Raw genomic sequence first — 16079 nt, 5'->3', positions numbered from 1 at the left:
GCGCCACGTTAAACGCGTGGTTCGCTAGCTCCTATGCAACCGTGCGGCATTGTCTGTGTTGCGCTGCCCTGTTGCTACATTAGCGCTAGATAGACGTTTTACATCGCACGTCAACGCTGACTGCAACGCCAACAAGATACACGGTCAAGACAATCGCTTGAGTAACCTCGCCAACTTAGGGGCGGTTTATCTTTGCTGGTTGTTCTTACAGTGGACAGAACGAGATTTAGACGTGGCAGGTGATGTGCCGTGTCGTTATTGCTGCTGGCAGAACATGATAACAAAAAGGGCCTTACCAGTGTGACTCTGACACCGATAAGGCCCTCAACACCATGTAACAACGGTTAGTTGGTGGACAAGCTAGTCAATCGTTCAAGCACTTTGCGATACTGCTCGCCACCTTGGTCTTCAGCTAAGCGCTGTTTGGCTTCACTGGCAAGATATTGCTGCCATTGTGGCGTAGACCACCAGGTGATATCTCCGGTAGCACGTAGCAGATCATCAATGCCGGGCCATGCCTCGAGCTTGCGTGCGTTTTGCTTACCGTACAGCCGTCCATACAAAGGCAGTAATGCGTTGAGTTGGTCACCACCAAAGGTGTTGGTGGCCGCTAAATCATCTAACCAATGTTGCAGTTGGGTTTGAGCCGCGCTGATATCAGCTTGCGCTAATGCTTGACTGATGGCCGCTAAACCCGCATCGCTATTGTGGGCAACATCTTGCGGATTGATCGTCAATTGCGCCAGCGCGGCGGCATCATAGTTTGGCATCAACAAGGTCATACGGCTAATAAACGCGCGCACGTTTGCTGGCTCATTGACATCGGATTGGGTGTTAAACACGCGAGTCATTAGCTCAGTGAATACCCGATCACGACGTTTAACATCACTCCACGTTGCCAACTGCTGCACCAGCGTGTTGATCCCCACAGACGTACCGTCGGACATTAAGCTCTGCTGTTCCGCATCACTCGCCGCTAACAACTGCCAAGATACCAGTTGCAGCAGTTGCTCGGCACTGGTGTAGTCTTGCGCACGGGCAAACTGTACCAAGGCCAAATAGGTGGGTACATCCGCCAGTAGCGGCGACGATTGAATGCGGGCGAGCAACTGCTGACGCGCCGTGTCGTTCAAGGTCACATCTTGCTGCTGTGCCAAGGTCAACAGTAGCTGCAATTGATGGTTAGCAATGTCGCCATCCATCAGCTGTTGCTGTAACTGTTGTAGCGTGTCCGCCGCTTGGCCAGCTTTGCTAATACCTTGCGCTAAAATATCGTACAGCGGCTGTTGCATTTGTCGCTCGGCCTCTGGCAGCGCGTACAGGTACTGGGCTAACTCTTGCTCGCCCTTGGCGGTAGCAAACAGCTGCGGCAAGGCAAACGCTGCAGTTGATGTGCTTTCGTTCTGTAAGTATGTCTTATATTCAGAGGTCAACACACCTTGGCTCGATAGGTTATAGCGGTTGTTCAGCATGCTGTAGCGGCTCAGTTCTTTACCTGACACCAAGCTAAAACGCCACAATGCGCGCAACTGTCCACTCCATTTTGGATCATTCGCCTGATAGGCCGTCACTAATGGTTGCAGACGGCTCAAGTTTTCGCGGCCGCTACTTTGCGCCTGTTGTTGCGCGCCTTTAATCAGCTCTTGCCATTGCTCGTCTTGCTGTTTCAGCAGCAAGAATTTCGCCGCCTGGCTTTTTAAGGCAGACATCACGTTAGGCTCATAGTTACCGTAACGATCGTTCATCGCCTTTTTATAAAGATCGCTAAAGAAGGTGACATCATCCAGCTGTGGCCCATTGTTAGCGCTCACGCTCGCTTGCACTTGATTGGCAGCGGCTTCTTGTTGCTCACTCTTCAGCATGTAAAACAGCAGAGCGGCGTCATTCACTGGGTAATTTTTTGCCTGCACATACGACTGCAACAGGCTGATGACGGTGGAGGTATCATTACGTCGTAGCAAAACATCGATGAGGCCGTATAAGTAGATCTCATTATTAGGTCGCAGCTGCACCAGTTTCTGATAGTGATTAATCACTTGATTAAGTTCAGCGGTTTCTGTGGCAAAGCGGCGGCCAAGGGCGAAGCGCTGATAGAAAGCGTCAACATCGGCATCACTGGCGCTATCTTTCGCTAAAAACTCCGCGATCGATTGCTTTTCAGGCTCTGCCAGATACTGGGCAATGACATCACGCGTGTAATCCATACCAGCAGCTACCGCGTTAGTTTGTGCGTATAACTGCATCAAATCACTGTAGGCCGTGGTTTTATCGCCGCGATAATAGGCTTGTAAAAATGGCACCAACTGAGTAATCGAGCTGAACTGTTGTGTAATGGCACCAGCCAATTCATACAACAACGGCTGTTGCTCTGCGGGTAAGTCGAGCAATAGCACGTCACGGACGTAATCACTGACATTACGCGCGTTGTTTTTACTGCTGATGCTCAGTTCCTGTTGGAACAGCGCCTTAAATTTTTGCTGCTGCGACTTGCTCTGCGTTTGACGTAGCAAGCTACCAAACAGTTGCGGTTGCATACGCAGCACTTGACCAGAAATCTGCATGCTATTGACAAACTTAGCGTAGAGGTCAATCTGCTCATCCGTGGTTAACCGTGCAGCAATAAATTGTTGCATGTTAGTTTGCGACATTGGCGAGAAAAACATCATGTCAGCGTTAGGTTGCTGCAACAACGCCGTGAGTTGACTGTTAGTCAATAGCGTTTGACCCGCTTGCTGTTCCAGCAAAGTAAACAGCTCTGGATGGGTACAAATTAACTCAACGTATACCCGCTCAACACCAGACATTTTAGTTAATTCAGCCAGTACTGTTTCACGGAACTCTTTGGCGCTGAGCTGTTTGAGCGTTGAGCTAATGACGCGGCTAAGGTTGTCGTTGCTTTCGCTAGTATATCCCTGCTCCGCCAGTTGCTGCTGTCGTTGTTTTTCTGCAGTAACAGCTTGTTGAGCCGTACGGCGAATGGTGTCTAAATCACGCTGCGCTACTGCCAACGTAAAACTTAAACGGCTGTCATTAGTCAACTTGGCGCGTTGCGACAACAAGCCGTAAACCCAGTCACTGTTATTGGCAACACTGTCACCCCAGCCGGATTGGGCCGCAAAGGTCTGTTCCAGCTTGGCAATATGGCTACCTTGTGTGGCTAACGGCGCGATGGTTTTACGGATCTGCTCAAACCAATCGCGTCGATGCTGTTGCTGCGCCACGCGCACCAACAAGCTGCTCACGGCCACCACTTGGGTAGCGGTAGCATCATCGCTGTTATTCGCTTTGAACGCCTTTTGGGTTTGCGCCACGCTGTGATTGAGCAACTGCATCAGCTGTTCAAAATGTGCTGCCGAACCGTCTTTGTCCTGCGGCCAAGTGATCAGCAAGCCTTCGCTTAAGCCACTATAGTAACGGCTGTAATCAAGTACGCTGGAGTAATAGAGATCGTTACTGACCAAGGGTATTTGCGTTAATAAGCCTGACACGGCATTAAGGTAAATCTGTTGCGCACGTTCGACTTTGCCCGCTTGCTCCAATAACACACCGCTGTTGACAGCCAGTGACATATTATGGGTGTCGTACAGCAACGCTTGGGTAAAGTTGATGCGCGCTTGGTTGGTGTAGCCTTGCTGATCAAAAGCGCGAGCCTTAATTTCAGCCACGTTGGTCAACCCGGTGTTGTCGTTGATCATCGCAAACGCTTGTTCAGCGCCAGCTTCATCACCTTGCTGTAGCAGGGTTTTCGCTAAATCCGCGTAAAAATCTGGTGGATAGGCACGTTGCAATGCCAACAATCGGCGGCCAAATCGCAGTTTTTGCAGATTATCGGTTTTCCCTTGCCCGCCAGCGACCGCACCGCCGCCATACAGGGTCACCAGTTGGCGCAGCAGATAAGGGAGCTGCTCTTCCGAGTCTGGAATGACGTTTTGGATAACGCGTGCTTGCATCGACATATCTTCGCGCTGCTCAGCAACATCAACCATGAGCGTCAACAACGCCGTATCACCAGATAACATATAGCGTGCAAACAACTGCCGCTGCATCCAACTCAGCATGTTGGTGAGTTCTTTGATGCGGTAAGTCTGCTTACCAATCTGGTTAAATGCACCAGAATAGACGTTGAGCAAACCATCGATGGCGATAGCAAACTCTTTGTCATCGGTCGTCCGTAGCGCGACGTCCTGCAGCATGTACATGGTTTCAAACACTTGACCGCTCTTCATCATCAGGTCGCTTAACAGCAACCAGTCGTCAGTCTGTTTGGTGTGAGTCGCAAGATTGGCGCGATAAGCGTTAATGGCCTCTTGTGGCAGGTTTGCCATGGTATAAATACCGGCCTTAAACTCACTGTCGATGTCAGTCTGTTGCGGCGCCATTGCCTTGGCAAATTTTGCCAGTAAGGCATTAGCGGTGGCGGTACGTTCCGCTCTATCCGCTTGAGCAGACATATTGTTCAACGTAGTGATGGCAAAGTTACGCAGATGGCTTTCAGCATTTTCTTTGTCAAGATCAGCAAGTTGTTGATATGCGTCTAATAGTCTGGACGTATCATTGATGCGTGAATACAGTTTGACCTGTTGCTGTAAAATCTGAATCTTATCCAGCCCAATTTGCGGCGCTAAGCGCGTCAACACCTCTTCTGCACCACTGGCGTCTTGATTAACCATGTGCAATGCCACCAGCAGATCAATGCCGGAGGTACTGCCTTTGCCCTGTTTAAACTCGGCTTCTAACTGTTTTTTCAGTTTATCAATGCTGTTACTGGTGGTTGCCAATCTAACGATCTGGTTTTCCAAAAATGCACGACGCGCTGGCAAGCGTGTATCACGCCATAACTGAATATAATCAGTTAACGCGGTAGCCGTTTGACCATTGCTGGCGGCTAAACGGGCCAGATGCAACTGCTGATCGTAACCAATATTGGGGTTAGCTTGCGCTAAGCGTGTGAGCACTTGCTGGGCCAGTTTAGGCATGGATGCGCGTTCATAGGCATCAACAATCTGCACGTTGCGCATGTCTTTAGCAGGCAAACTGTTGCTGAGTTGCTGCAACTGGCTCAACACCACTTCGGTTTGTCCTTCAGCCAACAACAAATCCACCAATGCCAGCGTTTTATCCACTTGTTCAGCGGTTTTTACCTTGGTGGCTTCCAGTAAAGAGATCGCTAAGCTGCCTAAGCCAAGTTTTTGCATGCTATTGGCAGCAGGCACTAACAAGCTGAGTTGACCATTAAAGCGGGCAAAGAAATCTCGATAGAGCTGTTCCGCTTGTGCTTGTTGTCCTTCACTCAAATAAACCACGGCTAAAGCTTTAAGCGCACCCAGATCTTGCGGATCTTTCTGCCACTGTTGCAGATAGTACTGACCCAAGGCCGCATAATCGCCCTGCATTGTCAGTACCATTTGCCGTTGTTCTTTAATCTCAGGATGGCGACTTTGCTCCACGTAAGCGAGCGCTTTGGCCAAGTCACCACTGGCAAGCAATAAGTTCAGCCGCGCTTGGGCCAACACGGCAGAATCAGCTTGTTTGTCCAGTTGCGCGAGTGCGGCGGCAATATCCCCTTGCTGACGAATGCCTTCTTGCCACAGTGCCAACGCATAGCGCTGCTGGGTCGCATCTTGCGTACTATTGAAGGCTTGCCATGCAAGCTTAATGGCGCGGGCGGTATCGTCGCTGTTTAACGCCCAATCAGCCAGTCTGACGAGTTCACGGAAACCCTGCGGCGCGCCAAACAGCTTATCAGCGCTGGTAAAATCGCCACGCATCGCCTGCACAATCGCCACACGTTTACGCTGTGCTAACGTTAGTTGAGCAGTCCAGTCAGCCTGTTTTCCCAAGCCGTTCAACGGCAGTAATTCAAAATGAATCAGGTTGGCTTGGGTCGCATTACTCGCAAGCGATAACGCACGCTGGTAGCTGGCAATGGCGTCCACGGTATTCCCGGCCACGTTCTGCAAACGGGCTTGCAGCAGATAACCATCAAACGATGGTTGTTTTAACGCATCTTGCGCCAGTGCGCTGGCGGCTTCAATATCCCCTTCGCGCCACTTGTTGTAAGCATTAGCAACGGTTTGACCTTGCACTAACACTTGCGCAGCGGCGGGTTGAGGTTCAGCAAAGCCAGTCATAGGCGTTATCGAACCCAACAATAAACCGATGCTTAGCGGTAAACAGGCATACTTCATAGAGACTTCCTCACACCAGGCTGACGCACTACCAATGGCCAACGTCTTAAAATAACTTCAAACAGATAAAGAGATAATGCGAGCAAGACAAACCAACGTGCCAAGGCGATGGCATCCCAGTTGCCGTCCTGCGGAGCTGGCTTAGGTAACGCATCAAAATCGGCATCGGCGGCGAGCATAGCGCCACCGGTAACTTGGGCGATGTAGGCCAATGGCATCTGTTGCGACAACGGAATTTCCGCTTCTGGTAACGTGTCAGATGCGGCGATATCGGTCAGTCCCCAATGTTGTTCACCATCAACAACGTTCAGTAACAGATCGCTATCGTGCGGATAATTAAACTGGGCGCGATACCAATCCAGCGCGATGCGTTCAGCAACTACTGGCTGAGGTAAATGTTGGTTTGAGGCGCCTAGCGCGACCAGCGTCAATTGCGGTGCATCGAGCGCGGTTGCAGCGTTGCGTTTAAGCCAAAGTGTCACTTGATCACCATCGCGCATCACCTTGCTAGAAAACGCAGCAGGACGATGGGCAATACGGGTAATTTCCCCGGCCAACCACGCACCGTAGCCGTCCCACTGTTGCCATTGCTGCATGGTTGGAGCGAACAGCGCATTGCTCAACGCCGCAATTTCACCGCGTCCCACCGGCCAAGTGGCGTAGAACGGGATCGGCTGCGCGTTGGCGGCATTGGTCAGCGACAGCAGTAACTGTGCTTCCGATTGCAATGCCGTTTTGCTGTAGCCGGTGGTGTCAGGGAACGCAGCGCGCTCAGCCACAAGATCACGTACGCTAAATTGGCCTGATTGCTGATTCGCTTGCGGCTGCGGCTTAGGCTGATGGAAATCCAACTCGACTAAGCTGAAATCGTCCTCGATCAGATAAAAACGTCCCTGCCCCCAATTAGCCAGTTCCTGCATTTTATCTTGGCCTGAATTGCCGCCACCAACGAGGAAGGTTGACACGTTAATACCGTCTTGTGAGATGGCACGCAGCAACTGTTGATAGTTTTCCTCTTCAACTGCGGCGTCACTGATCACCAGCATGTGTTTAAAGCGGGTTTTGGTCTGCTTTAAGCCGTAATATGCTTCTTCAATTGCGGGGTAAAGCACGGTGGAACCTGACGCTTGGATACGACCAATCGCACGTTCAATTTCATCCGACTTAGCCACCGGCTGCATCGGCACCGCCCACTGTTTATTACCGTAAAATTCCACAATACCGATCTGGTCGGTAGGTTGCAGTTTGCGCACCGCTAGGCGAGCAATTTTCTTCGCCAGAGACACAGGTTTGCCTTCCATCGAGCCCGATGAGTCGATAATTACCGCCAATGCCACGCTTGGATCTTTCAGTTGTTGTTGCGGATCAGCCAACAACGGCAGACTTTGCTGCAACGGTGAACTCAGCTCTTTTTTAGCAAATGCCTGTTGGCCGCCCGCATAAAACATCCCAACACCTTGTTGGTTTACGGCGGTCAAGATGCGTTGCTGCTGCGCAATCGGCAGTTGTTCACTGGCGACATCATCCATCACCAACACAGCAAATTGAGACAAATCGGCCACTTGCTCCAACGCCTCAGGCGTAGTCGCTGTCACTTCAAAGCCCGTGCCAAGCAAGGTGGCTAACTGCTGTTGCGGCTGCTGGCTGATATATAACACCGGAATGGCTGGCTGATTGGCCACAGTTAAGCGTTTTTGGCTGATAACGTTATCACCGTCAAGCAGCAGCAAGTCAACGCTCTGAGCGTCACTGTCCGCCAGTTCCGCACTGATGCTCAGTTGCTGTGACTGCCGACTCAACCCCTCGCGCTGCGCCAGATCTCTGCCCTGCTGACGCAGTACCAACTTAAGATCGTTCCCCTCGTTGTCGCTGCGAGTGCCAGCAATGGTCACCTCCGCAGTAAACTGCTGGCCTTTATACCAAGGCTGGGCGGCAACATCGGCAATCAGCGGCTGCGCTTGTTGCGCCTTGAGCGCCAATATTGACAGCGGGATGTTTCTGGCAGTCAGCCGAGCCACCGCTTGTTGCCAAGCCGGTGTGGTCGCCATGCCATCAGAGATCAAGGTGATAGCGCCACTGGCACCATAAGGGATCAACTGTTCCGCTTGCAGCAGCGCCTGACTAACATCGCCCACCTGCTGGGTGGTGCCAGCGTTAAATGCCGCCGTATCGGCCAACACATCCGCTTGACTAGACACCACAATCACAGCAGCAGAGGCATGCTGTTGCTGCACTTGTTGAAGCAATGACTTAGCGCGAACCGCACCTTGTGCACCAACGCTATAACTCAAATCCACAATCACTACTTGGGTAGCTTCCGCTTGCTGTGTGATCCACACAGGTTGCATCAACCCCACCACCAACAACGCAGCCACACTGCTGCGCAGCAGCGGCAACCAACGATTGCGTAACTGATTACGCCGAAACCAAAAGAGGGGCAACAACAGCAGTAACACGGCCCACCAAGGAGACAGAAAACTAAACGACATTATTGATTCCTTATGGGATCAGATTACGACGCAGTGCCAACCATTCAACTGTCAGCAATGTGAGAATGAACAGCAGCAAAATCGTGGTCAAATAATGGCTCGCCCATGACCAGACATCGGTTGCTACCGCAGGCGTTTCAGCCGCTGGCGCTTGACCGACCAAGTTCTGCTCACTGGCACCATCTGTTGATGCGCCCGTGGCTAGTTGTAGTGTGGTTGCACTGTCAAGCAGCCCCATTGCTGGAGTATTAGCGGCAGCAATCTGCCGAGCCAGCAACGCGGTAGGTGATTGAACTTGGGTAAAGGCACACTCGCCAAAGCCCGCTTGTGACAATTGCGGTTCAACATCAGCACAAGCCACATCGGCCAACCAACTCAGCAAACGCGATACCACCACCGGCAACATACGTTGGTTGCTCTCAGTCGCGTCAAACCAAGAGTCAGGCAGTTGCACGGCACGTTGTTCGGCAGCTTGCAACTGCACGGCCACACCGTTACTGACCGAGGCCAGCAATGCTTCGAGTTGTTGCGGATCATCTTGCTGTGCCAGATAGTGCACCACAAGGTTGTTATCGGTGCTCAAACGCAAGCTAGGTGTGCGGTCGTTAGCGCTTGCCGCTGACAGCGGCTGCACCAGTACATCGGCGCTGTCCGATGCGGCATCTGCGGTCAATAACTGCAAACCACTGTTGAGTTGCAGCATGCGTTGTAAGCGCTCTGGCACGGATGCCGCCACGCTCACCTTAACCAGCGGCTGTTGCGCCAACTGAATACTGGCGCGATTATCGGCCATCAATGCATCTGGCTGCGTCAGTTCAATGGTCAGCGTTTGGTCATTGGCGGCCATATCACGCAACACAAATTGATTTTCGCCTAATGCTTGTGGCGCCAGTGCGACCGTTGGCGCGGCATCCGATGTCACTTGCAAACTCGGCGTAGAGGTCAGCGGTTGATTACTCGCCAGACGGAAATAGACATCACGCAGATCTGCGTTACCGGAGGCAGCGCTCTGCTGAGATAACGCCACGATGCCGACGTTAGCCTGCGCAATTTGGTAAGCCGCTTGCTGGGTAATTGTCAGCTTAGCCGCCACCGACGCAGGTACAGATGTCAGCGCTGGCAACGCCGGACCACCAAACAGATGGATGTCGAGCGGCTGCGCAGCATCATTGGCACTCAGCGCCGCCACCTTGGACGCCACCCATGTGGGTAGCGTTGAGGGTTGCGGGGTAAATGTTAGGTTATCCAGACGTTTTTCCAGCAGCGCGATGGGTTCGTTCGGTGCCAAAATGGTTGCGATACCCGCAGAATTAGCACTGGCAAGTAACACCCGTCGCGCACCGCTAGGGGTCTGATTGAGCTGCTGGATCAGCGCTTGTTTCGCTTGTTCAAAGCGCCCTTGCTCCTGCATCACGGCGGAGGCATCAAGGTAGAAAAGTTGGCTACGTTGGCTGTTGTTGCTTTCAACATGAGGCTCTGCCACCACTAACCACATCAGTGCCAGCAGTAAAAACACCAACAACCAAGCAAAGAAATGCCGAAATTTGGCAAATAGCTGTCTTGCCGGCGCTTTTTGTAACGCCATGGCCCAAAACTGGTTGGTCGCCAATAACACTGGGCGATAACGATGGCGCAGCAGTTGTGCAACCGTCACGATGACAGCCAGCGCGGCGATGCCGGAAAGGAAAAGCCAAAGTGGCATAGTTAACATCGACATACAAACGCTCCGGAACTGAAACAACACAGCACAACCGCCGCTAACTTCACTGAAGCGGCGGCTTGGTTCAACAAACCCTCAACAGGATTGACTTCGGCACTCACAGATTCACCCCTTGTGCAAACCAATCACTCAACTGCTCGACAATATCTGACTGGCAATCAAGCGGTATCAATCCCGCTTGCCGAGATTGAGCGTAGTGCGTCAGTTCATCATTAAATGCTTGATAAACTTCTTGATAGGCCTTCAGCACTTTAGGAGACAACACCACATCCGTCACCGAGAGGGTTTCACAATCTTGAAAGCGCACATCGGCGCCGCTGCTGTTGACCTGCGGGTGCAACTGCGGTTGTTGATCCCAAGGTTGGGTGAGCTGCACCAACAGCTTGGCATGCGGCAAGGTATCAAGCGCGTCGCTAATGGCTGGCAGCCCTTCTGGACTAAAAAAGTCAGACAGCACCACTACCAGTCCACGCCGCATTGGCATACCGGCGAATTGCTGCAGTGCCGAGGCTAAGTTGGCATCATCAATCGATTGCACTGCGCTCAGTTGTTGCGCCATGCGCGGCAAACTACCGCGACCGGTGAGACTTTTTTGGATCTGGGCCGCTTGTTTGCCAAGGGCAAACACCGAAACCGAATCATATTGCGCCAACACGATGGCAGCCAATGCCATCACACTGCGCAATGCGGCATGAATACGTGGCGACGGCGTTTCATTGAACATGCTGGCGGAGAGGTCCACCAGAAAATACACCGGCATCGCCTGTTGCTCTTCGAACAAGCGCACAAACACCTTGCCCAAGCGACGATAGCTATTCCAGTCGATGGCGCGTAAGTCATCCCCAGCAACGTAAGGTTTAAAGTCGGCAAACTCCATCCCTTGTCCACGAGCACGGGTGCGCTGTTCGGCCAAGCGGCCGCCCGACTGCACATTACTCACCATCAAGGCTAAATGCTCAATGCGACTCAGCAGCTCAGGGTCAAAAAGCAAATTCGGGTCCATAATCTGCTGCGAATTAGTTGCCATGCTGTTCTCTCTGCTTAGTGGTTGACGATGGCTGCTCTGGTACACGCTGGTAAAGCTGCTGTAATAGTTGCTGCTCTTGTGGTGTTAATACTGTGTCACCGGCCGCTTCATAGGGTTTCGCGGTCATCGGTGTTGCGCTGTTAACCGCTGACGTCGCCTCGGGCGTTTGGCCGTTATAGGATTGCTGAATCATCTTTTCTCGCCCAGCATTTGGCGTACCAATAAGTTGGTCCACCATCGGCACCGCCAGCAACAACTCAGCCACACCACGGGTTTTCTTCAACGCTTCATTGGCCCCATGGCTCTTATTACCACGTTGTCCTTTACCGCCGTTACCTTGCGATTGGCCTTGGTTGCCATTTTTATCGCCGTTTTTCGAATTATTACCCTGCTGGTTTTGCGAACCACCATTCTTTTCGCTGCCAGCGTTTTGCGCGCCTTTAGGCGTGTTGGCGTTTTTATTGCCTTGCGCTTCGCTACTGCCGGGCTGATTAGCATTGTTTTGTGGATCTGAAGCACTATCGCTATCATCGCTCGCCGAATTAGGTGTTTGCTCGGCAGCGGTCAGCGGTTCTGATGCTTTGGCTGCATCGGCGCCATTCTGTGCCTTGCTGGCAGCAGCCTTATTACCCATTGCTCCCGTTTGCGCGCTGTCACTGCTAGCGCTGCTAGCAGATGACTGAGCTGGTGCAGGGGTGGCAGCGGCTGATTGAGCAGATGCGGCACTGCTGTTGCCACTGCTGTCAGAAGCTTTACCCGCGGCGCTTGGGCTATTTTGCGCCGTGTCGCTGGCCGATGGCGTGGCATCCGCCGCTGATTCAGGTGGCTTCGGCGCAGGCGTTACTGTCTTGGTGGCATTTTTCTCTCGCGGCTGCGCCAGTGTTGGTGCTAGGTTCGCTGGCGCATTTACCGTTGATACTGGCAACGATGTTGTGTCAGCCACAGCCACCGGTGCCACCACGCTGTTATAGAGTGAAAACCAAGCCACCAGCACACTCAAGCTTACGGTCGCCAACAGAAACGGCCAACGACGCACCGGCGGCAGAGGTTGCTGTTGAGTCAGCGCCGCCTGCGGCAATGCCAATGCTTGTGCTACCGTGTTGCGGGCATCTTCAACGGCAAGTTGATTAAAGGGAGATGTGGCGTCATGAGCTAAAAACTCATCCGCACTGGTTAAGCGGTCTTTATCATGTAACACTCGGCCAAATTGCAATAAAGCTTGCTGGCGCGTAAAACGATTGTTACTTAACTTTACGCAATAGCCACAGAGCAGCAGCAAAATAGGGGCAAGTACTAATAAACTGATGGATACTGACCATGGCAACCACCAAGAAAAGCAAAAAATTAACACAGGCACAACAGGCAACCATGGAACCCAGCGCAGCCAAAGGTCGACAAGGGCATCCGCTTTAGCCGCCGCTTTAAGACTGGCATTTCCCCGCAGAACCAGCGTATCCAGCTGTTCTATCAGGTCCTTTTTTATATTGTCGCTCATGAATGCGGCTACCGTTGATGTATAAGTGATTCTCGAATGTTAACTATTTCACTACAGTAAACTTGCACCAACCTTGCAGTCATAAAAAGTTGTGCTGGAATGAGGTCAGGCTGGCGCAAGGTTAATATGACTAAATGTTACCGTTGTTATCGTTATTTATATTCTGTAAGGAGTTTTCTGGTGACATTTAGACTAAGACCCTTGTCGCTTATTATGCTAAGCGCTTCATTAATGGCCTGCTCTGCCACGCCAACTAACAAACAAACGCCAGCAACCGCGCTAGATGCTAATTACTCAAGCACCGTTCCTGCTATTAACATCGAGTACGAAAAATTTGTACTCCCTAACGGCCTAACAACAATTGTGCATACTGACCACAGTGTACCAAAAGTGTTTGTGGGCATTTGGTACAAAGTCGGTTCAAAAGATGAACCAGAAGGTAAAACCGGCTTTGCACACCTATTTGAACACCTGATGTTCCAAGGCACTGCAAACCGCAAGGGTGACTATTTCCTACCTTATAATAAAGTGGGCGCCACCGGGATTAACGGAACAACAGATCTAGACCGCACCAACTACTACGCCACTATTCCAAGCAATGCGATTGATACCGCACTGTGGATGGAATCTGATCGCATGGCATACCTTGCAGGCGCGATCACTCAAGACGCATTGAACGAACAACGTGACGTTGTTAAAAACGAAAAACGCCAAGGCCAACTGCGCCCAGGTAGTGAAACCAGCCGTCGTTACCAAACGGGCTTTTATCCAGTAGGTCATCCATACGCCCACTCAACCATCGGCTCAATGGAAGATCTGGATAACGCCTCTCTCGACGACGTTAAACAGTGGTTTAAGGATTATTACGGCGCCAGCAATGCCGTGTTAGTGCTGTCAGGTGATATCGATGTTGCTACCGCGAAAGAGAAAGTTAGCCACTACTTCTCTGATGCGCCAGCGGGTAAACCGAATAGCAAGATTGATCAATGGGTACCAACCTTCTCCGAAGTTAAACGCGACATTAACTACGACCAAGTTGCGACCGTAAACTTCTCTCGTACTTGGCCATTGCCTAACAGCGAAGCGCGCGACACCTCGTTGATGGAAGTGGTTGCCGCTACTTTGGCTGGCTCAAAAGACTCGCCATTGAACCGCGTGCTGATTGATGAATTGCAACTGGCATTGGGTGTTAGTGCTAACGTAACGTCTAACGAAGTGAGCAGCACATTCTCCATTAGCGCAGCACTTAAGCCTGGCGTAAGTGTTGAAGACGTTGATGCTCACATTCAAAAGATTCTGGCTGATTACTTCGATAAAGGCCCAGATCAAGAGCGCTTGGACGGCTTGCGTCTGAGTTTGGATATCAGCCTGATCCGCTCACTTGAAAGTGCTGAAGGCGTGGGTAACCGCCTCGCTGAAGGTGAAGTCTTCCACGACAATCCAGCATTTTTTGAAGTACAACGTGATTGGCTGAAAGAAACCAACGGCCAAGAGCTAAAAACAGTAGCGAAGAAATGGTTGAGCAAACCGTACTTTGAATCTCAAATTCGCCCAATGCCGCGCGTTCAAGATATGAACGGTAAAGTGGATCGCTCAGCTATCCCGCACCCAGGCAAATTTGACGGCAAAGTGGTATTCCCTGATATCCAACAGGCGACTTTGGCTAACGGTATGAAAGTGGTTGTTAGCCCACGTCCAAGCTTACCTGTGGTCGATATTAGTATGCAGTTCGCCACCGGTACCGCACTTAACAACAAGTACGGCACCAGCGTTGCGGAACTGGCCTTTGGCCTGATGTCGCAAGGTACAACCAACAAAGACGTCAACGCCATCGCAAAAACAATGGAAAAAACCGGTACCACCATCGCTGGTGCAGCAAGTGAACGTCAAAGTGGCGTGAACTGGGGCCCACTGACACAGTACCTCGACCCAACATTTGCTTTAGCCGCTGACCTGATCCGCAATCCAATCTACCCACAAGCCGAGATTGATAAGATTGTTGACCGTGTTGACATGGCGTACGACAACTATGAACGTAATCCAATGGGTTCAGGTGGTGTCGCATACAACCGTGCAATTTGGGGCGCAGATCACCGCTTTGGTCACGTGCCAACACGTGAAGAAGACAAAGCACTGAGCCGTGACGCTATCGTTAAGTTCCACGACAATGAGATTGTGCCAAACAACGCTACCTTGTACATGGTGGGTGATATCACCCTCGAACGAGGCGTAGAGTTGGCTAATCGCTACTTTGGCGATTGGAAAGCAGGTACACCAGCGCCACTGCCAGGTGTTGAAAAAGCGCATAGCATGACTGGTAAAGTTATCCTTGTTGATGCTCCAGGCATGGTACAAAGTAGCATCATGGTAGGACACGTTGTTACACCATATACCCCAGAAACAGCCGCGACATACTCGTTGATGAGTGACGCACTGGGTGGTGGTTTTAACAGCCGTTTGAACATGAACCTGCGTGAAGACAAAGGTTGGGCGTACGGCTTTGGTGCCGATATCTCTAGTGCTTCTATCGGCGAACGCGTATTCACTGCAAGCGGCACCGTGCAAGCGGATAAAACCGCAGAGAGCATGAAAGAAGTGGCTAAAGAGATCCGCGAATTTGTCACTACACGCCCAATTACCGCAGAAGAGTTAGAGCGCGATAAAGAATCAGCGATTCGTTCTATTCCATCACGTTTTACCTCTAACGGTTCATTCGTGAACTCAATGATTACTTCACAGCTGTACAACTTGCCATACAAGTATGCTGAAGGCGCCATGGAACGCATGAATGAAGTGACGTTGGAAGACGTGCGTAAACTGGCTAAAGCCACTTACCACCCAGATCAACTGACTTGGGTTGTGGTTGGCGATCTGAGCGTGATTGAAAAAGACATTCGCGCCCTGAAACTTGGCGAAGTGGAAGTGTGGGACGTATACGGTAACAAAGTACGCTAAGTTGCTACTGTCTATCTGAGTGAGTGTGCACCGCGCACTCACTGCCCGAATAAAAATCCGATAACCTCTGCGTTATCGGATTTTTTTATGCCCAAGCACCACATGAACGTCTCAGCTTACACTGCAGGACGTATGATATGGCTTACGCTCTCTCCCACAAATGGTGGCACCAAGAACCGTTCAAACGAATAGCGATACTGGGCCA

Annotated in this window: 6 protein-coding genes; 1 reads left to right on the top strand and 5 read right to left on the bottom strand. The window is 51.5% G+C overall.

The annotated features are described in order from the left end of the window. Positions 1 to 344: 344 nt before the first annotated feature. The 5 genes from L9G74_RS00440 to L9G74_RS00420 all read right to left on the bottom strand — a co-directional run bounded on the left by L9G74_RS00440 (position 345) and on the right by L9G74_RS00420 (position 12919). Complete coding sequence (locus tag L9G74_RS00440) at positions 345 to 6188, bottom strand: tetratricopeptide repeat protein (protein WP_238894219.1); 5844 nt, start codon at positions 6186 to 6188, stop codon at positions 345 to 347. Beyond that, entirely contained in the window at positions 6185 to 8677 is a 2493-nt protein-coding gene (locus L9G74_RS00435) for a VWA domain-containing protein (protein ID WP_238894217.1), read from the bottom strand. The genes L9G74_RS00440 and L9G74_RS00435 overlap by 4 nt, the downstream gene beginning before the upstream one ends. Positions 8678 to 8687: 10 nt before the next feature. Continuing rightward, on the bottom strand, positions 8688 to 10394 hold the full coding sequence (locus L9G74_RS00430) for a hypothetical protein (RefSeq protein ID WP_238894216.1): 1707 nt from the start codon (positions 10392 to 10394) through the stop codon (positions 8688 to 8690). Positions 10395 to 10494: 100 nt separating this feature from the next. Next, positions 10495 to 11424: a DUF58 domain-containing protein gene (locus L9G74_RS00425; protein ID WP_238894214.1), complete on the bottom strand. Its 930-nt coding sequence runs from the start codon at positions 11422 to 11424 to the stop codon at positions 10495 to 10497. After that, positions 11414 to 12919: a hypothetical protein gene (locus tag L9G74_RS00420; protein ID WP_238894212.1), complete on the bottom strand. Its 1506-nt coding sequence runs from the start codon at positions 12917 to 12919 to the stop codon at positions 11414 to 11416. The genes L9G74_RS00425 and L9G74_RS00420 overlap by 11 nt, the downstream gene beginning before the upstream one ends. Before the next feature lie 180 nt (positions 12920 to 13099). Between L9G74_RS00420 and L9G74_RS00415 the strand changes: the two genes are divergently transcribed. Beyond that, positions 13100 to 15874, top strand: a complete 2775-nt coding sequence (locus tag L9G74_RS00415) for a M16 family metallopeptidase (protein ID WP_238894211.1) — start codon at positions 13100 to 13102, stop codon at positions 15872 to 15874. Positions 15875 to 16079 lie beyond the last annotated feature (205 nt).

It is taken from the genome of Shewanella electrica, assembly GCF_022321485.1.
Classification (GTDB): domain Bacteria; phylum Pseudomonadota; class Gammaproteobacteria; order Enterobacterales; family Shewanellaceae; genus Shewanella; species Shewanella electrica.
The sequence above is the reverse complement of the archived record's forward strand: the minus strand, read 5'-3'. Positions and strand labels throughout refer to the sequence as shown.